This is a genomic window from Streptomyces sp. NPDC057280, assembly GCF_042668605.1.
Lineage (GTDB): Bacteria > Actinomycetota > Actinomycetes > Streptomycetales > Streptomycetaceae > Streptomyces.
Window position 1 is genome coordinate 1 of sequence record NZ_JBHUYR010000006.1, and the last position, 21,095, is coordinate 21,095.

A 21,095-nucleotide genomic window follows, 5' to 3' on the forward strand; every position below is an offset into this window, starting at 1 on the left:
ACCCACGGCCTCGGCTGGTGCTTCCCCACGACTGCACCAACGAACCACCACACCGACAGTCACATGATCAACCGACTTCTGTTAGGACCTCTTAGGCTCTTCACCCATCCGAACCCACGAGGAGCGCTTGGCCGTGAACGTCGAGATTGCCCCGCACGTCCGCGAGACCGCTTCTCAGCTCGGGGGCGGCGTGCCCTATGCGCTGAAGGTGCTGGCCGGTCGGTTGGCGGATGAACCGGATCTGGGTGAGCCGTCGAGTCTGCCCGGCATCCTCCACGTGCAGATCGACGGTGATCTCTTCGAGGACTGTCCTGCCCTGGCCGTCGGCTACATCCGTGAGCCCGACAGGATCGAGATCCGATTCGTGACCCCGGCCTCCTTCGCTCAGCCCGCGACAGACGTCCCCGGTGAACCTGAACGGCAGGGGCGGGAGCAGGGTGTTGATCCCGGTGCCGAGGCAGTCACCGTCCGGGAGGTGGCGGACGCCTGGCGGCGCATCATCGGTTGGCTCCAGGCTCACGCTCCCGCCTCTCTGGCGGCTCTTCGGGCCGGCGCGAGTTCCGCTGCCGTCGCCGCTGTGGAAGATGATCTCGGAGTGCGGATACCCGTGGAACTGCGTGCCCTGTGGCTCTTGACCGCGGGCGATGACGGCGCTCAGGGCTGGGGGTGCCTGCCGGGCAACCAAGCTCTGATGACCTTGGATGGCGTGCGGGCCCTTTACCGGAGGAAGCGGGACGCTCAGGTCGCGCAGGACGCCCGCGACTCCGGTCGCCCGGAAGAGGAACGGATCACGGTGTGGGAGGCCACTTGGATTCCGGTGGTCGCCGTGGGTCCGTCCGACGACTCCTCAGGCCTGTACCTGGACGCTGCGACCGGCTACCTGGGCCGCTGGTCCCGCTACAACGAAGCCCCTGGTGAGGAGCGGGACACGTTGGTCACCTATCTGGAGGAGATGGCCGACATGCTGGAATACCCGGCGCTGGCCGTCCGGGACAGGCCCGGGCTGATCGGGGGGACATTGGTGTGGCTGAGCGGTTTCGACCCTGCGCAGGAAACCCGGTGGCGGTCGCTGGCGGATTGCTGACGCCGTTCGCACTTGGGCCTGGCGGGCCGGGTCGCCCGGGGGACCGGCCGGCCCGGCCGCACGTGGGACCGGACGGCGTGTGCCCACCCCCCGCGGTGCTGGGGGCCGGGCTCGCGGCCCGCAGCACCTCGGGGTCGGTGTTCTCGTCGGTGGCCGTACGGCTCAGCGGTCGCCTGTCACGGGAACTGGGTGATCTTGGAGGGGATGGTGTCGGTGCCGGAGGTGGGGGCGCCCGTGTCGTTGACGACGTGGGCGTACTGGCCCTTGCCGCCCAGGGAGATCACCTGGATGCTGTGCAGCTTGATGCCGGACTTGACCGGCACCTGGAACCCGTGGCGCTGCACGATGGAGGGGTCCGAGGTGTAGTTGCAGTAGCTGCCCAGACCCCAGGCCTCATGGACGTTGACCGCGTCGGCGACCTTGTAGGCGGCGTAGCCGACGATGCCGTCGTGGGTGATGGCGGCGGCGTTCGGGGCGTCGTAGGCCTTCTCGTTCTGGAAGAAGATCGTGCGCCCGCGTTCGCCGTTCCACAGCACGTCGTATTTGTTGAAGTGCTCGACGAACAGGCCGGTGGTCAGGACGTCGTCGCCGTTCACGACCAGACCGTAGTCGGCACGGTTGGTCTCCCAGCCGACGCCCTCCCCGTGGTCGGCGCGCCAGATCCATGTGTGGTCGACGACGACGTCATCGCTGTTGATCACGACGGAGTTGGTTGCGAGGCCCGGGCCCGCGCCGCCGATGCGGATGAACACGTCCTGCATGGTGGTCGGGTTCGCGGAGTGGTCCGCCGCCGCTCCGGCGGGGCCGATCCGCAGCAGGGTGTCGGAGCGGGTCGCGCCGGCGTCGATGAGGAATCCGGCGAGCCGGACCCCGTCGACGTCCGCCACGTGCATGGCGTCGATGCCGCCGTCAGGTACCAGCGTGGCCAGGCCCAGGCCGAGGACCACCGTGTTGGACCGGGTGACGTCGATGGTCTGGTCGAGGTGGTAGACACCGGGGGTGAACAGCAGGTTCAGCCCCTGGGCCAGCGCCTGGTTGATGGTGGCGGCCGTCGCACCCGGCTTGACCACGTAGAACTGGTCCAGCGGGAGCGAGGTTCCGGCGTTGGCGGGCCAGGACACGCCGCGTGCGTTGGTGCGCTTGGCGGGCACGAAGACCTTGTAGGTGGTGCCGTCGAGGTAGAGGAACGGCTTCTCGCGGGATATCGGAGTGGTGTCCAGCGTGGTGTACGGGCCGGTGTCGAAGTTGGTCGCGGGGGCGCCCTGGACCCCGGTGAAGGTCATGTTCCACACGCCGTTGGTCCAGCCGCCGACCGAGCTGTCACGGGTGTACCACTGCTGCTGCGAGTACGGTCCCACGGTGCCGTCGATCTTGGAGTCGGCGATGTAACCGCCGGAGGCCCAACCGTAGCCGTTGGGGGCGAGGTTGAGGCCGCCCTTGACGTGGATGCGGCGGAACGGGGCGGCCTGGGCGACGGCCCAGCGGTCGGTGCCGTTGGACGGGGTGATGGCGAGGTTCTCCGCCGAGCGCCAGAAGTTCTGCGTCGCGTTGCCGTTGAACCAGCCCGCGTCGACGGTGATGTCGCCGTTGATCTGGGTGTCGTCGGGGTTCAGTCCGAGCCCTGAGATCGACGTGTAGAAGCCGAGTTGGGCGTTGATGCCGTTGTACGTGCCCGGCTTGAGGAGGAACTGGTAACGGCCGGAGCCGAACTGAGCGGACTCCTGCTGGGCGAAGACCTGGTCGAACTTCTGCTGCAGGTTGGGCGTCGAGGGGTCCACGACGATCACGTTCGGGCCGAGATCTCCGCCGCCCTGAATCGGGCCGCCGGTACCGCCGGACGTGGTGTGGACGGCGAACTCCCACAGCGAGTAGCCCCAGGAGGTGGCGCGGGCCGTACCGAGAACGCGGACGTAGCGCCCCGTGCCGCTCACGTCGTAGGAGGCACGGCCCCCCGTCGCGCCGGTGACCGTCTTGAGGTTGCTCCAGTTCTGGCCGTCGGCGGAAGCCTGGAGCTGGAAGTCCTTGCCGTACGCGGCTTCCCAGTTGAGGTCGATCTTGCAGATGTCCTGGGAGGAGCCGAGGTCGACGCGCAGCCACTGCGGGTCGGCGGCCTGGCTGGACCAGCGGGTGGAGTCGTCGCCGTCGAACGCCGCGGATGCCGGGGTGCCGGCGTTCTCCGTGGAGGACGCCGAAGCGGTCTTGCCCTGCGCCGAGTTGGCGGTTGAGCAGGCGGCGGGCTGGGTGGTGCCGGGCGTCCCGAACACCTGGAACTCCCAGAGCGAGTATCCCCAGGGGGTGGCTCTGTGGATGCCCTGCATACGGACGTAGCGGCCCTGGCCCGAGACCGTGAGGGTGTCGGTGCCGCCGTCCCCGCCGGTGACGGTCCGAAGATCGCTCCAGGAACCGCCGTCCGGCGAGACCTGGATCTTGTAGTCCGTGGCGTACGCGGCTTCCCAGTTCAGGACCACCTGGCTGATCGAAGCCGTGGCCCCCAGGTCGACCTGCAGCCACTGGTCGTCGGTCGCGGCCGAGGACCAGCGGGTGCCGGTGTCGCCGTCGACCGCGGCGGCGGCGGGGGTTGCCGCGTTCTCCGTCGAGGACGATGCGGCTGTCCTGCCCTGGGACAGGTTGGCGTCAGCCGCGAGGGCCGGAGGTGGTGCGACGACAGGAAGAGCGATCAGCGCCACCGTACTGGCGAGCGCGATGCCGAGAGATCTGAGGCCCATGCCATGTTCCCCTGGGGGTGGATGAAGGAATGAAGGATGGTCACGAAAGGCCGTGCTGCATGCGGGTGCGGGGTGCGGCGCGCAAACGGTGATAGGTGCAACCAAGTTGCGCCAACACTTAGTTCACATCTTGATTTAAATAGTGACCTCATCGCTTGGGCAAGCCCTGCGACATCAGAATCCGTGCAACTTGTGCAGAGCCCAGGCGGCTTGACCCGCTGTCAGCCTTCAGGGGTTGATGCCGGCAAGCGCCACCGCCGCTTGCCGACGCAGCGCACCGACGACAACCGACGACAGCGGCGACCAAAGGCAGCGGTCGAGACCCAACACCCTTTGCCCGAGGGCTAGTTGACCCTCGACTGAGTGTGCCCCACGTCACCCTGCGACCAGAGGAGAAGTGCTCCCTGCCACGCTGTCGACCTGGCATGCTCATGCGTACTTACCGACAGGTAATAACCGCTGCGTACCCGCTCAGACGCATGTCGCCATGGCGCCTGCGCCCTGCCACACCCCCCACCACCGCTCCCGAGGACTCACGCGTGCACAAGCTCAGAACGCATGCCCTGGTTTCGGCCCTGTCGACGGTCACCGTCGCGGCTCTCCTGGCCACCGGCTGCTCCGCCCACTCCCCCGCCGGCACCGGCGAGGCAGCCGCCTCGACGGCCGAAGCCGCCAAGCCCGCCACCGACGACGAGCGACTCGCGGTCGTCTCCGCCCCGACCGGTGACGTCGCCACCCCGACCGCCGTGGCCGCCGCCAGCACGCCCGACCAGGCCCGGGCCCGGAAATCCGCGCTCAAGGTCGCGTCGTACGACAGGAAGAGCGGCCGTGCGGTCATAGCGGCACCGCCCTCCGGCTCGGGCACGGCACCGTCGCCCACCCCGTCGACAACGACCGCTTCCTCACCCACCGCCTCCGGCACCGCCCAGGACACAGGCTCGGACGGGGCGAAGTCCAACGCCGCCGTGGCGGTCGGCGACGTCATAGCCAGCGCCCCCGCCCCCGGCGCCCCCGACGGCGTACTGGCCAAGGTGACCGAGATCGTCGACACCGCGGCGGACGGCAGTGCGACCGTGCAGACGCAACCGGCCAAGCTCAACTCCGTCCTGGGCCGGAGCGAGGCGGACGGTGCGGTCCCTGTCGACCCGTCCGCCTTGAAGGTCGAGCCGCTCGTCGAGGGTGTGAAGGTCTCCTGGGCGAAGACCGGGGATCTCACCTTCGGACCCGAGGGCGCGCAGCTCCCGCTGGGCAGCCTGCGCATCGACGTCGCAACCGCGGTGAAGACCGCCGCAGGTGCCCCCGCCTCGGCCTCCGCCGCGCTCAAGGGCTTTGTCCAACTGGCCCCCGAGGTCGCCTTCTCCTACGACGGGTCCCGCGCCGCCGCGAGTTCTTCGCCCAGCGGCGCGTTCCTGGGGCTGACCGGCAAGTGGACCTCCCAGTGGCAGATGAAGGGCCGCGCAGCCGGCACGACACACGGCAAGCCGATCCGCATCCCCTTCGCCCAACTGCACGCCGACCCCGTCATCCAGGTCGGCCCCGTCCCGATCGTCGTCAACCTCGATCTCGTCTGCTACTTCCGGGTGGACGCCGACGGCCGCGTCACGGTCGACGCCGAACAGCGCCTCAAGGGAGACTTCCGGGTGGGCGGCAACTTCACCTGGGCCAAGGGCTGGCGCGGCGTCAGCGAATCGCACATGACCGGTGAGCCCCTCAAGACGACGGTCACCGCCCTCGGTGACGCCAAGGCCGCCATGGGCGCCGAGGCGACCGTGGGCCTGTACGGCACGGTGGGCGTCACCGCAGACCTCGCCCCCTATCTCCGCGCCGAATCCCACGCGGCAGCCGAAGGCTCGGCGGGCGGCGCCGGCTCCGCCTCCGGCTCCTGGGCTCTGTACGGCGGAGTCGACCTGAGCGGCACGCTGAATCTGCAGCTCTCCATCTTCGGCACGCCCGTCTTCCAGACACGGATCCCTCTGGGCGCCGTGCACGAGGAGTGGCTGCTGACGAAGGGCGAAGTGAGGACGTAGGAGCCCTGGCGCGGCCGGACGAGCCGGAGCGGGCCTGTTCAACAGGCCATGCAGAAGCGCGCCTGATGATGTGCGGGAGATTACCGGGCGTGATGGTGCTGGCGGGCAGCGAGGATGGCGACGTCGTCCTCGTACGCGCCGTTCGCAAGGCGTGCCAGGACGGTGTCGAGCAGGTCGTCCAGCGGGGTGTCGGCGGACAGGCTCAGGCCCTGGAATTCCTGTACGGAGTCGTCGATGTCGGTGCCGCGCCGTTCGACCAGTCCGTCGGTGTAGAGCATCAGGGTGGTTCCGGGGGCCATGGTGGCGGTGAGGGGTTCGTAGCCGCCCAGCCCGGTGCCGATGGGCGGGCCGGCCGGCAGCCACAGGATGTCGATGCTGCCGTCCGGGCGCAGCACGGCGGGCGGCGGGTGTCCTGCGCTGGCCGCGGTGCAGGTGCCGTCCTGCGGGTCCATGACCGCGAGGAGGCAGGTCGCGAGACGGTCGAGCCCGAGCTGTGCGACCTGGCGGTCGAACTCTTCGAGGATCTCCTCGACGCCCATGACGTCGGTGGCGATGGTGCGCAGCAGGGAGCGGTACTGGCTCATGGTGACAGCGGCCTGAAAGCCGTGACCCATCACGTCGCCCATGACCAGGAGGGTCTGCGCGTCGGGCAGGGGGATCGAGTCGTACCAGTCTCCGCCGACCAGGACGCTGCGGCCGGAGGGAATGTAGCGGGCGGTCACCTCCACACCTGGGTGAGGGGCGCGGGGTTCGGCCAACAGCGCCCGCTGGAGTTCCAGTGCCATGGTGTGCTCGTGGCTGTAGCGGCGCGCGCTGTCGACGGACAGGGCTGCCCGAGCAGCCACGGCCTGGATCGTCGTGACGTCGTCGTCGCTGAAGGGCTGTGAGGTGCCGGTCCTGCCCATCAGGACGACGCCCACCGGGCGGCCCGCGGTGATCAGGGGGACGATGAGCAGCGAGTGGATGCCGGCGGCGCGGAAGATCCTGGTGCGCTCAGGGTCCACAGTCACCTTCTGGAACAGGTCGTCCGAGGCCAGGTTGCCCAGCCACGGCCGCCCGACGTCCATGCAATGGCGCGTGGCGACACCGCGAGGGATGTCGATGTAAGGACCCGGTCCGCCCATCTGGTGCAGCAGCCACTCCATCCCCGCAGGCGCGGAACCCCTCACCTTGCGCAGCCGCACGAAACCGGGCCGAGGCGGGGGCGCACCGGTGAACTCCTCCTCCACGATGCCCACCGCGGCCATGTCCGCCAGCGAGGGGGCCAGGAAGTCGGACAGTTCCTGGCACGTGGTCTCGATGTCGAGGGTGGTGCCGACGCGCGTGGCCACCGCATCCAGCAGGGCGAGCCGGAGATGAGCGGTCTCCAGATCGTCCAGGTAGCTGCGCAGACTGCTGATCTCGACGCCGATGCCGCACAGGCCGGCATCCTGCCCGGGCAGTTCCACGCGGTGATAGACCGCCCGCCACAACCGTTGCCCGAGTGGCGAAGAGACACCGGTCGTTCCTGAGATGGTCGTCTCGCGTGGTCGCCCGTCCGCCAGGACCTCGGCCAGGACATCGTCCGGGCGCTGCAGGTCGGGCAGCACCTCCCCGAGCGTGCGTCCCAGGAACGCGGAGGCGGGCAGGCCACTGATCTCGGCCCATGCCGGATTGACGTACAGATGTCGCAACTGAGCATCGAGGACGACGATGGCCGCCAGGGTCCCCTCGACAAGCTGACGCCCGGGAAGGCCCTCGCCCTCGGGAAGGTGCCACTGCGGCATGGACTCGTCACCGTTCACAGATGTGCCTCTCGCTGCCGTCAACGGAGCTCATCCATACCCGACCGATCCGCGCAGTCCAACCCGCTTGCCCCATCGTGTGATTGCCTCGCGCAGGCGTACGACAAGGCGGCCGACCGGCCCGAGCGGGAGGAACCGATGTCCTGAGACGACAGGGCAAGCCAGCCAACCAGCTACGGCCCTTGTACCGCGCGCCTCTACGACACAGGACGCGCAGTACGCAGCGCCTCATGCGTCGAAACGCCTGGACGAGGCACCTGCTCGAAACCCGTGGTGGTTCAGATTGCCGGGTCCAGGGACAGCGCGGTCTTGGCCATGGCGGCGAACTCGTCGACGAGGATCTCCGTGCGACCTGCCTCCACCTCGTCGAGGACGGTCTGTACGGCGGCGGCCGGATCGTTCTTGGGCAGGTCCATGCCCGCGATCATGTCTGTGTCCGTCGGACCCAGGACGACACCGCTGACCAGAGTGTTCTGGGCGGCGAGTTCGAGCCTGACGCAGTTGGTCAGACTCCAGGCGGCGGCCTTGGCCGTGTTGTACGCGCCGGCGTGCTCACCGCCGACCCAGGACGCCACCGACAGCATGTTCACGAGGGCGCCGCCACCGCCTGCCCGGAGGACCGGTGCGAAGGCACGCACCATGTTCAGCAGGCCGAAATAGTTGGTCTCCATCTCCAGCCGGATCCTGTCCATGTCGCCGGTGACCAGATCCGTGAAGGTCGCGATGCCCGCGTTGTTGACCAGCAGGGTCACATCGTCGGCCGCCGCGGCCGCGGCGGCGACGGACATGGGATCGGTGATGTCCAGCGGCAGTACCTCCACCCCTGGCACGTCGACGCTCTCGGGACGGCGCGCCGCGGCGTACACCTTGGCCGCGCCCCTCTCCAGCAGCTGAGTGGCGAAGTGGCGGCCCAGGCCCCGCCCGGCACCGGTGACAAGGGCGACGGAGTCGGCGATCTGCATGTCGTAAGCCTCTGCTTAGGTGTAAGTGGGTACGGAAAGCCGGGCGTCCGGAACGGAACGCCGAGCACCGTTACGCTAGAACCTCACGTTGACGTCAACTTCAAGTCCGTGTGACGGACGACTCTCGGGAGGCCGGGTGCGGATCGGGGAACTCGCCGCGCGAGCGGGGGTCAGCACCCGCGCCCTGCGCTACTACGAAGAGCAGGATCTGCTCACCTCGAACCGCACGTCCGGCGGACAGCGCCGGTACGGCGACACGGACGTCGACCGGGTCCGGCTCATCCAGCAGTTGTATGCCGCCGGGCTGCGCAGTGGGACGGTCCGCGAGATCCTGCGCCTCTACATGGGCACCGGCGAGGACGGCCCGGACCCGGTCGCGCTGCTCTCCGCGGAACGCGCCCGGATCGACCGGCAGATCACCGATCTGCTGGAGGTCCGGGCGCGCCTCGACCAGATCATGGCCGGTGACCCCGCCTGCCGCTACTCCCCTCCCCGTACCGACTGACCGGAGCCGCGACCGCAGCCTCGCTGCGGTGGGGGTGGCGCGAGTGCGGCCGCCGTGGGCCTGGTGGGTGCGCGCCACCATGTCCCCGCTGCCGTCGTCGCAGAGCCTGTCACGACGGCCGGTGCCGGCGCCGTTCGTGAGGCCCGGTCAGGACACCAGGCGCAGCCATGCCTCCGCGAGGGCGGCGTGGCCGGGCGCTGTGGGGTGGACGCCGTCCGCGGCCCAGTACTCCGGTCCGGTCGTCGCGGCGAGTCCGGCGAACAGGCCGTCGGCGGCGAGCAGATGCGCGCCGTAGGAGCGGGCGAGTTCGCGCACGGCCTGGATCTTCGGGTCGAGGTCGGCCCGCCACTGCCTGCGGACCTCTTCGTCGAGGATCACGTCCCCGACCTCGACGCTGCCGCGGATCGGCAACAGGAACGGCTCGATGAGGACGAGTTGGGTACCGGCCTCGGCGAGGGGCGCGAGCAGGCGGTCGTAAGCCGCCGCGTACTCCTGCGTGGAGATCACATGGCCGTGTGGGTCGTACGAGTGCCAGCCGACGTCGTTGATACCGACGAGGATCGACACCACGTCCGGGCGGACATCGAGTACGTCCGTCTGCCACCGGGCTTCGAGGTCCCTCATCTTGTCGCCCGCGATTCCGGAGTTCAGCCAGGTCACGGCCCGGTCCGGGTGGCGCAGTCCCCACTCTCCCGCGATGCGCAGCGCATAGCCGGATCCGAGCCGCTGGTCGCTGTCCAGCCGCCCGCTGTCGGTGATCGAGTCTCCGGTGAACATCACGGTGCTGTCCGGCCTGAGGGTGATGGTCATGTGTGCTCCCCCCGGTCAGTGGCACCGAACCAACGGTCCACGGTCTGTTCGAACTGTGCGTGGTCGGGGTCACCGGCGGTTGCCCAGGCGACCGTGCCGTCGGGCCGGACCAGTACGGCACGCAGTCCGAGGTCGTTGCGCGCCGGCCCGGCTACGTACCGGATCCGGCTCTTCCGGCGCGTGGCCGGACCCTGCAGGGACCGGTCGGCGCCCAGCTCGAGCACGACGCCCCGTCCGTCCCGCATCAGATCCGCGAGGCGGGTGCCGTCCTCCAGACGGAGGTCCGGCGCGTCCCGGCCGACGAGCGGGTGCTCGCTGCCGAGGTCGTACCGGTTCGACGACCCCGATGCCCTCGTGAAGACGTACGTGGTTCCGTCCCGCGTCCCGATCAGGTCGCGGATCACTTGCTGAACCGCCTGGCCGTGCGCGTCCGGCTTCATCGCCGCCGACTGCGCACGCGTCCAGTCGAGCGCCGCCGCGCCGATCGGACGGCGCTCTCGGGTGTAGGTGTCGAGAAGCCCGCCCGGGGCGTGGCCGCGCACGGTCGCCGCAAGCTTCCAGCCGAGGTTCATCGCGTCGCCGATGCCGAGGTTGAGCCCTTGCGCTCCGAGGGGGGAGTGAATGTGCGCGGCGTCCCCCGCGAGCAGCACCCGACCCTGCTGATACGTCGTCGTCTGCATCGCCCGGTCGGTGAACGTCGAGACGAGCCGGACGTCGCTCAGCGTCACGTCGGTGCCGGACACCCGGCGCAGAACCGTCTGGAGATGTGCGCGGGTCGGCCGCTGTGAGCGGTCGAACGCGCCGCCGTCGCAGTCCAGCATGCCGATGTACGCGGTCGCGGGCATCGTGAGGTACATGCCTGTCGGCGTCGGGTTGAACCCGGGGCGCAGCTTCTCGGGATCGGCGACGGTGGCGAGCATGACGTAGCCGGTGAACTGCGGCTCGCTGCCGACGAAGTCGAAACCTGTGAGCCCGCGCACCGTGCTGCGGCCGCCGTCGCAGCCGACGAGCCAGCGCGCCCGGTACGCGTGCTCGCCGGCGTGCGCGACCACGCTGTCGTCGTGCTGGGTGACAGCTGAGACGGGGACGCCGCGTCTGATCTCCACGCCCAGCTCGGCCGCCCGCTCGGACAGCACCGTCTCGACCGCTGCGAGGCTCGTCATCAGGCCCTCGGACGATGGGCCGGGCAGTCGGAACGGGAGGGCGGTCACATCGACGTCGGCCGGATCGAGCATGATGCCGGCGAAGTGGCCCGCACTCCGAGGAGGCGACGGCTCGTCCTTGTCGAAGTCCGCGTCGAAGTCCCTGCCGAAGTCCGTGCCGGAACCCGCACCCGGAGCGTCGCCGGCGCCCGACGCCGACAGCAGCGCGTGCAGCATCCCGCGGCGGTCGAACGCCGCGACCGACACGGCGGACAGCCCCCGCATGCCGAACGGGACCGCCTTCCACGGGGAACCGCGCTCCGGCTCCCGCTCGAGCACCACGACGGAGCAGCCCGCAAGGCCCAGCTCGCAGGCGAGGAACAGCCCGACCGGTCCCGCACCCACGACCGCCACGTCGTACACGGGGCTCACCGGCCCTGCCCGTTGACCATGTCCGCCAGGCCCTGCGCCGTGTTGCCCGCGGAGTCGATCCCCTGGACCTCGACGCCTTCGAACATGACGTCCTCGGTGGGACGCAGGAACATGGCCTTCTCGTACTCGGTGAGCGCGGCCTCGACGTCGTCGGGGTGCGCGGCGAGGGCCTTGCCGAGTTCGGCGCCGTCGAGCATGGCCAGGTTGGCGCCCTCGCCGTTCGGGGCCGCGAGGTGGGCGGCGTCGCCGAGCAGGGTCACACCCGGCACCCGGTCCCAGCGGAGCCCGGTCGGCAGGGCGTAGTGGGGGCGCAGGACCGGCGGGGTGTCGGTGTCCGTGATCAGCGCGGTGAGTTCTGGCGCCCAGCCGTCGAATTCCTGGGCGATGCGTGCGGTGGCTGCGGCGGTGTCGGTGAAATCGATGGCGGCGAACCAGTCCCGCTCCCTGGTGAGCTGCACATAGGTGTGCAGGGTGGCGCCGCTCTCCCGGTGGGCGAAGATCTCCTTGCCCGGCGAGGGCGCGATCATCGACCCGCCGCCGACCGCTTGCGCGGCGGCCGGATGCCGGGTGTCGGCCTCGAACAGGTAGGTCTCCACGAAGGAGGTGCCGGCGTACTCGGGGGTGGCGTCGCAGAGCAGCGGGCGGACCCGTGACCACGCGCCGTCCGCGCCGACCAGCAGGCTCGTGACCAGCGTGCACCCGCAGGCGAACGTCACCTCGTGGCCGCCCTTCCCGAGCGCACGGACGCCGGCGGCCTTGTGGTCCCAGCGGACGGTGCCGGCCGGGAGCGAGTCGATCAGCATCCGCCGCAGCTCGCCGCGCATCACCTCGGGGCGCCCTCCGTCGTCGTCGGCCTTGTCCATCAGGACGGTTCCGTCCTGGTCGAGGACCCGCATCGTCTGACGGCCCTCGATGACGATGGCGCGGAACTCGTCCATCAGGTCGGCCGCTTGGAGGGCGAGCTGCCCGTTGTAGTCGTGGATGTCGAGCATGCCGCCCTGCCGGCGCGCGGCCGGAGCCGGATCGGCCTCGTACACCCTGGACGGGATGCCGTTGACGTGCAGGACCCGGGCCAGGACGAGACCGCCGAGTCCGGCGCCGATGATCGTGACAGGGCTGTTCATGAGGTATCTCCCAGGGATCGGACCGCCCGGCGAACCCCGGTCGGCCACCTGCCGACAGGCAGGCACTCGAAGACTGACGCGGACCGCTCACACGTGGCTCACACGGCGGTGACAGCGGCTCACACGGCGCTGACACGGTCGCGTCACCGGCCGAAGAGCCAGGGCAGCGCACCGATTTGGGGACTCGTGGTCGCGCGAGGGAAGATCGGGGGATGGACGGCGACACGGGGCTTCGCATCACGCTGCTCGGCGGCTTCCAGGTGTCTCGCGGTGACGCCGTCCTGCCGGTCGCGGGTGCGCGGTTGCAGGCTCTGGTCGTACGGCTGGCCCTCGCCGGCGGTCGCGTGGTCGCCCCGGGCGTTCTGGCCGACGCGATCTGGGCCGAGGAACAGCCGCCGGCCGACCCCGCCCATGCCCTGCAGGCCCTCGTCTCACGGCTGCGCCGGACCCTCGGCTCGGCCGACCGCGTCACGCAGACCACGGGCGGCTACCGGCTGGCCGTGGACCCGGACGACGTGGACGCGCTGCGGTTCGAGCGGCTCGCCGCCGCCGGCCGGGACCGTCTGCGCGCCGGGGACCGTCATGCCGCGGCGGCGATGCTCGACGAGGCCGTGGCGCTGTGGGCCGATCCCCCGGGCGCCGAACCGACGGCCGTCGCGCGGGTGGCGCCCGCCGCCGCGACCCGGCTGGCCCACACCTCGGTCGAGGCCGTGGTCGGCCTCGCCGACGCCGAGTTGTCCCTGGGCCGTGCCGAGGACGCCGCCGCCCGGCTGACCGCGCTGCTCGCCGGGCACCCGGTCCACGAGCGGGCGGCCGCGCTGCTGCTGGACGCGCTCGCCGCCCAGGGCCGCCGGGCCGAGGCCCTGGCCCGGTACGAGCAGGTCCGTGCAGCCCTGGCCAACGAACTGGGCACCGACCCGGGCACGGCCCTGCGCGACCGTCATGCGCGCCTGCTGTGCGCCGAGCCGCCCGCCCCGGCCGTAGAGGCCGTCCCTCCGGCCACCGGTCCCGCGCCGCGGCGGGCAATCTGCCCGCACCGCTGACCGGGTTCGTCGGGCGCGAGGCCGACCTCGCCCGGATCGACGCCCTGCTCGCCACCGGACGCCTGGTCACCGTGCTAGGTCCAGGCGGCGCCGGCAAGACCCGCCTCGCCGTCGAGGCCGCCCGCCGCCACCGCGACGCGTACCGCGACGGCGCCTGGATGATCGACCTCGCCTCGGTCACCGAGCCCACCAAGGTGGGCGCGGCCCTGCTCGCCGGGACCGGGCTGCGCGGCGGCGCGATGTTCGAGGCCCGGACCCGGGGTGCGGGCGACGCCGTGGACGTACTCGTCGACCTGCTCGGCGGCCGGGAGAGCCTGCTGCTCGTCGACAACTGCGAGCATCTCATCGACGCCGTGGCCCACCTGGTCACGGCGCTGCTCTCCCGCTGCCCCGGCCTGAGCGTGCTGGCCACCAGCCGCGAGCCCCTCGCGGTCGACGGTGAGGCGCTGGTGCCGCTCGGCCCGCTCGCGCTGCCCGGCCCGGACGACGGCGTCGAGCAGACCCGGCGGGCGGAATCGGTGCGTCTGTTCACCGAACGGGCGGCTGCCGTACGCCCCGGCTTCGAGGTCGACGAGGCCACCCTGCCCCAGGTCCGGCAGGTGGTGCGCGGCCTGGACGGCATGCCGCTGGCTCTCGAACTGGCCGCGGCCCGGCTGCGGACGCTGTCACTGCCCGAGCTCGCCGACGGGCTGTCCGACCGGTTCCGGCTGCTCACCACCGGCAGCAGGACCGCCCTGCCCCGCCATCGCACGCTCGGCGCGGTCATCGCCTGGAGCTGGGACCTGCTCGGCGAGCACGAACGCACGGTCGCCGAACGCCTCTCGGTCCTGCCCGGCGGCGTCACCCCCGCCTCGGCCACCGCGCTCTGCGCCGGTACGGCAGTGCCCGCCGCGGACGTCCCCGAACTGCTCGCGGGCCTGGTCGACCGGTCGCTGCTGCACCTCGCGCCCGAGCCGGGCCGCTACCGCATGCTGGAGACCTTGCGCGAGTACGGCACCGACCGCCTCGCCGAGAAGGGCGAGCTCGCCACCGTCCGCGACCTTGCCGCCGACCATTTCGCCGGACTGATGGCCCATTACGACCCGCAGCTGCGCGGCCCCGGCCAGTCGGCGGCGATGCGGGTGATCGACGCGGAGTACGACAACACGCTCGCCGCCCTGCGCCGGCGCTGCGACACCGGCGACGCCCCCGGCGCCCTCTCCCTCGCCCTGGATCTGACCTGGTACTGGCAGATGCTGGGCCGGACCTCCGACGCGGCCCACTGGCTGGGCGAGGCGCTGGCCGTGCCCGGCGGCGTGCCGACGGCCGAGCGGGACTGCGCCCACGCGATCTACCTGCTCCACCGGGGCGACACGAGACCGGTCACGGCGAGCAGGGACGCGGCCGACGACCGGGCCGGAATCCTCGAACTGGCCGACCGGCTGCTGGCGTATCCGGAGCTGCCCGGCCCGTACGGTGCGCTCGCCGCGCTCCCGCTCGCTTTCCTGCAGGCGGAAAGGACCCAAGGAGAGAAGACCACGCCCGCGATCATCGAACGGATGGCCGGCGGCGACGACCTGTGGCTGGCCGGGCTGGCCCGTATGTTCCGCGCCCAGTTCGCCGAGAACGCGGGCGAACTCGACCGGACGCGCGCCGACGTGGAGGCGGCCCTGGCCTGCTTCCGGCAGGTCGGCGACCGCTGGGGCCAGTCCGAGGCCCTGCCGATGCGCGCCCGGCTGCGGCAGTACGACGGCGACCTCGACGGCGCGCTGGCCGACCTGCGCGAAGCCCGGTCACCGGCCGACGAGTTCGGCTCGCTCAGCCTCGCCGACACCGTCTTCGGCGACCTGCGCTGGATCGACCTGCACATACGGCGCGGCGACACCGACCTGGCGATCGCGTTGATCGACTCGGCCCGGGAACGGGCGCGGCGCACACGGGCTCCGGCGATGCTGCTCCTGGTCGACGCGTGGGAGGCCGGCTTCCGGGTGCGACTCGGCGAGCTGGACCGGGCGAGAGAACTCCTCGACACAGCCGAAAAGGATCTGCCCGACGGCATCCCCTTTCCCGGGGACCATGCGCGGACGCTGCTCGGCACCGCACGTGCCTCGTTCTGCCTGCGGACGGGCGACCAGGCCGGCGCGCAGAAGGCACTGGCGACGGCCTACGCAGCGGCGCTGCGGACCCGGGATCTGCCCATCCTGGCCCTGGTGGCGGTGCACACGGCCGCGCTCGCCGACGCACGCGAGCTGCATCGGCGAGCCGCGGTCCGGCTCGGCGCCGCCTCCCGGCTGCGGGGCACCCACGACCGCACGGACCCGCAGGTGCGCGATCTCACCCGCAGCGGGCATGCCGCGCTGGGCGCGGACTCCTTCGCCGCAGCCTACGCACAGGGCTGGGAGCTGGACCCCAGGACCGCCGCGACCGAGGCCGACCCCGTCCGGCTGCTCGCGGATCACCGGACGTAAGCAGCCTGCTCGCCGACGACCCAGACGCGGGCGTACGCGACGTTCACGGCATGTTGACCGGAAGGCCGGTGATCGAGTCAACGAACAGGCTCGTCCGGCCCCCTCACGACGCGATGCCGACGCCGCCGATCCGGCTCCAGGCCCTTTCCTGCTGAGCTGTCATGGCCGGCCACGACCTCCCGCCCGGCCGGGGCTCGACGCGGGAGGCGTACGGCAGCGGACGGAAGTCAGGATCGTAGAAGCAGCCTGTCCCGTAGGTGCGGTCGTGGACAGCACACGAGGATGCGACGGACTGCGGGGTGGGCTTCTTTCCCGTACGTACCCAAGCGGACAACGCGGCGATGGAGTTGGCGTACTCGGCGTTGCTCAGTTCACTGTGCTCGTGTTCCGTCGTGAAGGTCTGTACGAGGTTCTTCTCCCGGTGCGCGCCTTCAAGGCTGGCGCGGTAGGCGGCCTCGTGTTCGACGAACGCCGTGGGGTCGTCCATGGCGTGCAAGGTGAGGACGGGGATCGAGACCCGGCCGGTGAGATCGCTGTCGTAGGACAGGTCTCGCCGGGCAGCAGGATCGGCGGCGAAACGCTCGACACCTTCGTTGAGGGCCTTGTCGTCGTGTGAACCGGAGTACCGCACCCCCGTGTTGCTGAAGGGATTCCGATCGCCGAGCCGGTTGTGCACGATGTCGCGGAACGTGAACACGGAGAAACGCAGGTGTGATTCGAGAGTGCGCTCCGGAATACGTGTGACTGCGAGGATGTCGTCAAGGTTGCGCTGCTGGAGCGCCGTCCGGTCCTGCGGTGCCGACGCGTAACCCGTGCACTCCTGAAGACGGGCCCGTAGTCCCGCCGTCGTCAGCGTCGATGTGGGCCGGAGTCCCTGCCACAGCGGGTACTGGGGCTCGGTGGGACGGGGAAGGTTCTGACAGTAGTACTGATAGACCACGCGGAGGTCGACACGGTAGTCGTAGCCACGCGAGCCGCCACCCAGCACTCCGTTCGTGAGCAGAGCACCGTCGTAGGCGCCGTGCTTGCCGTACACCTCTACGACCTTGGCGGCGACGTTCCCGCCCCAGGACTGGCCGTGTACGTAGGTCCGCTCGGGAACACCGAACTCCTTCAAGAAGAGCCGGCGAACACTGTCCGTGTCGTCGGCGGCCATGCGGGTCCCGTATCCCCCGCGGCGATAGGACGAGCCCGCCCAGGCATAGCCCTGATCCACCATCACCGACCAACGTTCCAGGTCTCCGACGCTCCGTTCGGGATCGGACGTGTCGCCCAAGTCGGGGCCGCCGTGCGCGTGCACGACGAGCGAGCCGTTCCACCGCTTGGGCACGGCGATCGCGTAGAAGGCTCCGTTGGAGTCCTGACCGGTGTAGCAGGTGGCCTTCTCGGTCAGGTTCGCCGGGCAGGAGACGACTGCTGGGGGCGTCTCCGCGGCCGCCTGGGCCGGGCTGATGCCGCTGAGTGACCCGGCAACGAGGCTGGTGACACCAGCAGCAAGCGTCACGAGACGTCGTGTGCCGGTCCGGAGACGACGAGAAGGAAGGGTGATCCGGCGTGAGCGATTCACAGCGATGCTCCTGAACTCCAGGGGCGCGGTTCGCGCCGAGCGCTGTGATGCTAGGAACGCGTGCGCTGGTGCACCATGTGCCGCGTGATTCTGTTCATAGTGTGCGCACAGGGGCGGGCCAGGCGAGCTGAGCCGTGCGCACGCGGCCGTCGAGACAGGAAGCGGCTGCCGGGCAACTCGCCATGGTGGGAGCGCGCTACGACCTGACCAGCAGCTGGTGCACGGCGAGCCTGGTACGAGGTCTCAGCGGTAGCGTTCGACGAGCGCGTCGCCGATCGAGGCCAGGTGATGGCGCACGCTCGGAGGACCGGTCACCTCGAGCCATTCGACCAGCCCGGCGAGTTCGCCGGCGAGCGTGTACTCGTCGCGTCCGCGGATCACGACCTCGACGCGACCGTCGGTCGTGGTGCCTCCCACTTCGAGCCGATCGCCGAGTCCGATCCGGAGGATGCCGATGCCGTCCAGTGCGCAGACCGCCTGGATCTCCAGGGGGGTTCGTCTGCGGTCGACCCCGTCGGCGATCTCGCGCCAGCTTGCGGCGAGGTCGAAGTCCTCCGGCCGGTTCACCGGATCGTCCGTCGGGTCGGCGGAGGACACGCGGTCGATGCGGAAGGTCCGCCGGCCGGCCTCGGTATCGGTGACGAGGTACCAGGCCGGGTCTTTGGCGACGATGCCCAGCGGGTGGACGGTTCTCTGCGTTTCGGCGCCTTTGCCGTCGACGTAGCCGAGCCGCACCTGGACGCCGCGGATCACCGCGTCCTGGAGTGCGTCGAGGAAGCGGGGCGGCCGGTGCTCGACCCGGCTCGCTCCCCATTGTCGCGGGTCCGTCACCCATGACGACGCAGCCGCCTCGGCCTGCGCCCTAAACGGCTCGGGCAGGGCCTGGACGAGCTTGCGCAGGGCGGCTTTCACGGCCGGGGTGGCGGCCGAGGCCGGGCCGGCGACCAGGAACAGGGCGCGGGCCTCACTCGCGGTCAGCCCCGACAGATCGGTGCGGGCGCCGCCCACAAGGCGCCAGCCGCCGCCTCGGCCCTGCGTGGCGTACACCGGCACCCCGGCCATGGCCAAGGCGTCGAGGTCGCGGCGGGCGGTGCGTTCGGAGACCTCCAGTTCCCGCGCGACCTCGGCCGCCGTCACCTGCCCGCGCCGCTGCAACAACAGGAGGACGGCCACCAGCCGGTCGGTTCGCATCCCGACAAACTCTCATAGCAAACCGGTCATGAGATGACCGGTTTCGGGCGACAGGATGGCGCCATGACCTCAACCGATTTCCCCGAGCCCACCCTCATTCCCGTCAACGGCGTGGAACTCGAAGTCTTCGAAGCGGGGCGCGAGAACGCGGGAAAGCCCATCGTGCTCTGCCACGGCTGGCCCGAGCACGCCTTCTCCTGGCGCCATCAGATGCCCGCCCTCGCCGCGGCCGGCTACCACGTCCTCGTCCCGAACCAGCGGGGCTACGGCAACTCCTCCCGCCCCGCCGAAGTGACGGACTACGACATCGCACACCTCTCGGGCGACCTCGTCGCACTCCTGGACCACTACGGATACCAGGACGCCACCTTCGTCGGCCATGACTGGGGCGCGTTCGTCGTCTGGGGGCTGACCCTGCTGCACCCCGACCGCGTCAACAAGGTGATCAACCTGAGCCTGCCCTACCAGGAGCGCGGAGAAAGGCCGTGGATCGAGTCCATGGAAGAGGTGCTCGGCGGCGACTTCTACTTCGTCCACTTCAACCGGCAACCGGGCGTCGCCGACGCCGTCTTCGACGACAACACCTTCCCCTTCCTGCGCAACCTGTACCGGAAGAACGTACCCCCCGCGGAGCCGCAGCCCGGCATGGCGCTGATCAACCTCGCCAGAGCGGACACACCCCTTGGAGAGCCCGTCATGAGCGACAGCGAACTGGCCGTCCTCGTCTCCGCCTTCCGGGCCTCCGGGTTCACCGGCGGCATCAACTGGTACCGGAACCTCGACCGCAACTGGCACCTGCTGGCGGACGCCGACCCGATCATCCACCAGCCCACCCTCATGATCTACGGCGACCGGGACCCGGTCGCCAGGTCCGAGAACCTGCGCGAGTTCGTCCCCGACGTGGAAGTGGTCAGCCTGGACTGCGGCCACTGGATCCAGCAGGAGAAGCCCGAAGAAACGAACCGAGCGATCACGACATGGCTGGAACAGCACGACCGGCCGTGGGGGCGGACCGGTTGAGACAGGGGCCGGCGACGGGCGCCTGTGAAGGAGTTGCCAACAGGACCTACGAAGCCGGGTCCCAGCGCCACGCGGCAGCCCGCGGCCGCACCCCACCCGCATGATCAAGGTATCCCTCGCGCATCCCCCCGTCATTCGCCGGGGTGTTTCAGTCCGATCCTGCGGGGTCGGGCTGCGGGATGCCCTGGTGCGGCAGGCTCGTTGTGGCGTCCCACAGGCGGGTGAACTGCCTGAGCCGGTGTTCGACGTGGGCGGGGCGGGCGTTGAGTGTGGTCTTGGCGTTGACGTCCTTGGTGTCCTGATCGATCTCGTAACTCAGTTCCCGGTCGAAGATGATGAAGTCGCTCTGGGTGCCGAGCCTGGCCCAGGGCGGCAGCTGGGAGAGTGCCACCACGCGGGAGTCGAGCCCGAGAGCGCGTTGGTTGGCGCACAGTGTCCGCACTTCGGTGTCGATGTGCTGTTCGTCGTCGACGAGGAACAGCCGGCGGACCGCCACGCCTCGTGCCAGGGCGTCGCTCTGTGCCTCCAGATAGCGGGCGGCGGGCTCGCTGCCCCAGAAGTGCCGGTCGACGGAGGTGCTGGTCGCGTCGAGGCTGTGCTTGATGCAGCGGGTCAGGTCGATCAGCCAGTCCTGGTTCTCTCCCAGGCAGTCCGCGCTGCGGTTGCTGAGGTTCTCCAGCAGTCCGGCCAGGCGCTCGATCTCCTCGCTGGCGAAGGTCTTCACGGTCTCGTTGTTGAGTTCGCCGCACTCCGTTGCCCGGCGGGCGAGCTTGATGACCGCGTCCGAGCGCAGCACCGAGCGGTCGACGTTGCTGAACAGTTCGGTCGCCGCGTTGATCTGCCGGAACCGGTCGTCGACCAGGGTGGTGAGGGCGACATGATGGCTGATCAGGTTGTCCTTGACGTCGCGGATCAGCTCCGCCTGGCTGGCCTCGATCTCGACCAGGCGTTTCTCGAAGTCGACGAGGTACTGCACGATGAGGGCCGCGCCGCCGATGACGATGGACGCGGTCAGGTTCCACACGTCGCCCGCGCCTTGGTTCGCGTCGACCGCGTTGGTGACGAGCAGCGCGATGACGAAGACCACGGAGGTCACGAGGGTCTTCATGAGGACCGGCGGGATCCGCAGTCCCCTGTTGTCGGGCCGCCGGGCCGGCGGGGCGGGGGCCGGTGGTGCCGGGTTTGCCGGTGTGGTGGTCGCTGGTGCTCCGTTCATGTCGTCTCCCCCGTC

14 protein-coding genes and 1 pseudogene are annotated in these 21,095 nt (G+C 70.4%); 6 read left to right on the forward strand and 9 right to left on the reverse strand.

The annotated features are described in order from the left end of the window. Positions 1 to 133: 133 nt before the first annotated feature. Positions 134 to 1,084: an SMI1/KNR4 family protein gene (locus ACFUO4_RS30080; RefSeq protein ID WP_383490776.1), complete on the forward strand. Its 951-nt coding sequence runs from the start codon at positions 134 to 136 to the stop codon at positions 1,082 to 1,084. Positions 1,085 to 1,260: 176 nt separating this feature from the next. Here ACFUO4_RS30080 and ACFUO4_RS30085 read toward each other — a convergent pair whose 3' ends face one another. Further along, entirely contained in the window at positions 1,261 to 3,810 is a 2,550-nt protein-coding gene (locus ACFUO4_RS30085) for a discoidin domain-containing protein (RefSeq protein WP_079307836.1), read from the reverse strand. Between the two features lie 539 nt (positions 3,811 to 4,349). Here ACFUO4_RS30085 and ACFUO4_RS30090 point away from each other — a divergent pair. Continuing rightward, on the forward strand, positions 4,350 to 5,837 hold the full coding sequence (locus tag ACFUO4_RS30090; protein WP_383490778.1) for a hypothetical protein: 1,488 nt from the start codon (positions 4,350 to 4,352) through the stop codon (positions 5,835 to 5,837). An 80-nt stretch (positions 5,838 to 5,917) separates the two neighbouring features. Here the strand turns inward: ACFUO4_RS30090 and ACFUO4_RS30095 are convergent, their stop codons facing one another. Both ACFUO4_RS30095 and ACFUO4_RS30100 read right to left on the reverse strand, forming a co-directional pair. Continuing rightward, positions 5,918 to 7,603, reverse strand: coding sequence for a SpoIIE family protein phosphatase (locus ACFUO4_RS30095; protein WP_128112045.1), 1,686 nt, complete (start codon positions 7,601 to 7,603; stop codon positions 5,918 to 5,920). A 296-nt stretch (positions 7,604 to 7,899) separates the two neighbouring features. Then, on the reverse strand, positions 7,900 to 8,583 hold the full coding sequence (locus ACFUO4_RS30100; RefSeq protein WP_383490780.1) for an SDR family oxidoreductase: 684 nt from the start codon (positions 8,581 to 8,583) through the stop codon (positions 7,900 to 7,902). Between the two features lie 136 nt (positions 8,584 to 8,719). Here ACFUO4_RS30100 and ACFUO4_RS30105 point away from each other — a divergent pair, with 136 nt between their 5' ends. Next, the gene (locus tag ACFUO4_RS30105) at positions 8,720 to 9,088 is read left to right on the forward strand and encodes a MerR family transcriptional regulator (RefSeq protein WP_079307844.1); all 369 of its coding nucleotides are present in this window, start codon (positions 8,720 to 8,722) and stop codon (positions 9,086 to 9,088) included. Positions 9,089 to 9,235: 147 nt separating this feature from the next. On the opposite strand, the gene ACFUO4_RS30110 is transcribed toward ACFUO4_RS30105, so the two are convergent. The 3 genes from ACFUO4_RS30110 to ACFUO4_RS30120 are packed head-to-tail and all read right to left on the reverse strand — an operon-like array spanning position 9,236 to position 12,596. Beyond that, complete coding sequence (locus ACFUO4_RS30110) at positions 9,236 to 9,898, reverse strand: SGNH/GDSL hydrolase family protein (RefSeq protein WP_383490782.1); 663 nt, start codon at positions 9,896 to 9,898, stop codon at positions 9,236 to 9,238. Then, positions 9,895 to 11,463, reverse strand: a complete 1,569-nt coding sequence (locus ACFUO4_RS30115) for an FAD-dependent monooxygenase (protein ID WP_383491556.1) — start codon at positions 11,461 to 11,463, stop codon at positions 9,895 to 9,897. Before ACFUO4_RS30115 ends, ACFUO4_RS30110 begins: the two co-directional genes overlap by 4 nt. 5 nt (positions 11,464 to 11,468) lie before the next feature. Beyond that, positions 11,469 to 12,596, reverse strand: a complete 1,128-nt coding sequence (locus ACFUO4_RS30120) for an FAD-dependent oxidoreductase (protein ID WP_383490784.1) — start codon at positions 12,594 to 12,596, stop codon at positions 11,469 to 11,471. A gap of 212 nt (positions 12,597 to 12,808) precedes the next feature. On the opposite strand from ACFUO4_RS30120, the gene ACFUO4_RS30125 reads away from it, so the two are divergent. Both ACFUO4_RS30125 and ACFUO4_RS30130 read left to right on the forward strand, forming a co-directional pair. After that, positions 12,809 to 13,639, forward strand: a complete 831-nt coding sequence (locus ACFUO4_RS30125; protein ID WP_383490786.1) for a BTAD domain-containing putative transcriptional regulator — start codon at positions 12,809 to 12,811, stop codon at positions 13,637 to 13,639. After that, complete coding sequence (locus tag ACFUO4_RS30130; RefSeq protein ID WP_383490788.1) at positions 13,552 to 16,086, forward strand: ATP-binding protein; 2,535 nt, start codon at positions 13,552 to 13,554, stop codon at positions 16,084 to 16,086. The genes ACFUO4_RS30125 and ACFUO4_RS30130 overlap by 88 nt, the downstream gene beginning before the upstream one ends. Positions 16,087 to 16,189: 103 nt before the next feature. On the opposite strand, the gene ACFUO4_RS30135 is transcribed toward ACFUO4_RS30130, so the two are convergent. Together ACFUO4_RS30135 and ACFUO4_RS30140 are read right to left on the reverse strand one after the other, a co-directional pair. Beyond that, complete coding sequence (locus tag ACFUO4_RS30135; protein WP_383490790.1) at positions 16,190 to 17,590, reverse strand: alpha/beta hydrolase family protein; 1,401 nt, start codon at positions 17,588 to 17,590, stop codon at positions 16,190 to 16,192. 259 nt (positions 17,591 to 17,849) lie between these two features. Then, positions 17,850 to 18,844 (reverse strand): annotated as a pseudogene (locus tag ACFUO4_RS30140) (helix-turn-helix transcriptional regulator). Positions 18,845 to 18,907: 63 nt separating this feature from the next. Between ACFUO4_RS30140 and ACFUO4_RS30145 the strand changes: the two are divergent. Further along, positions 18,908 to 19,864, forward strand: coding sequence for an alpha/beta fold hydrolase (locus ACFUO4_RS30145; protein ID WP_383490792.1), 957 nt, complete (start codon positions 18,908 to 18,910; stop codon positions 19,862 to 19,864). A gap of 148 nt (positions 19,865 to 20,012) precedes the next feature. On the opposite strand, the gene ACFUO4_RS30150 is transcribed toward ACFUO4_RS30145, so the two are convergent. Continuing rightward, complete coding sequence (locus ACFUO4_RS30150) at positions 20,013 to 21,080, reverse strand: DUF6879 family protein (RefSeq protein ID WP_383490794.1); 1,068 nt, start codon at positions 21,078 to 21,080, stop codon at positions 20,013 to 20,015. Positions 21,081 to 21,095: the final 15 nt, after the last annotated feature.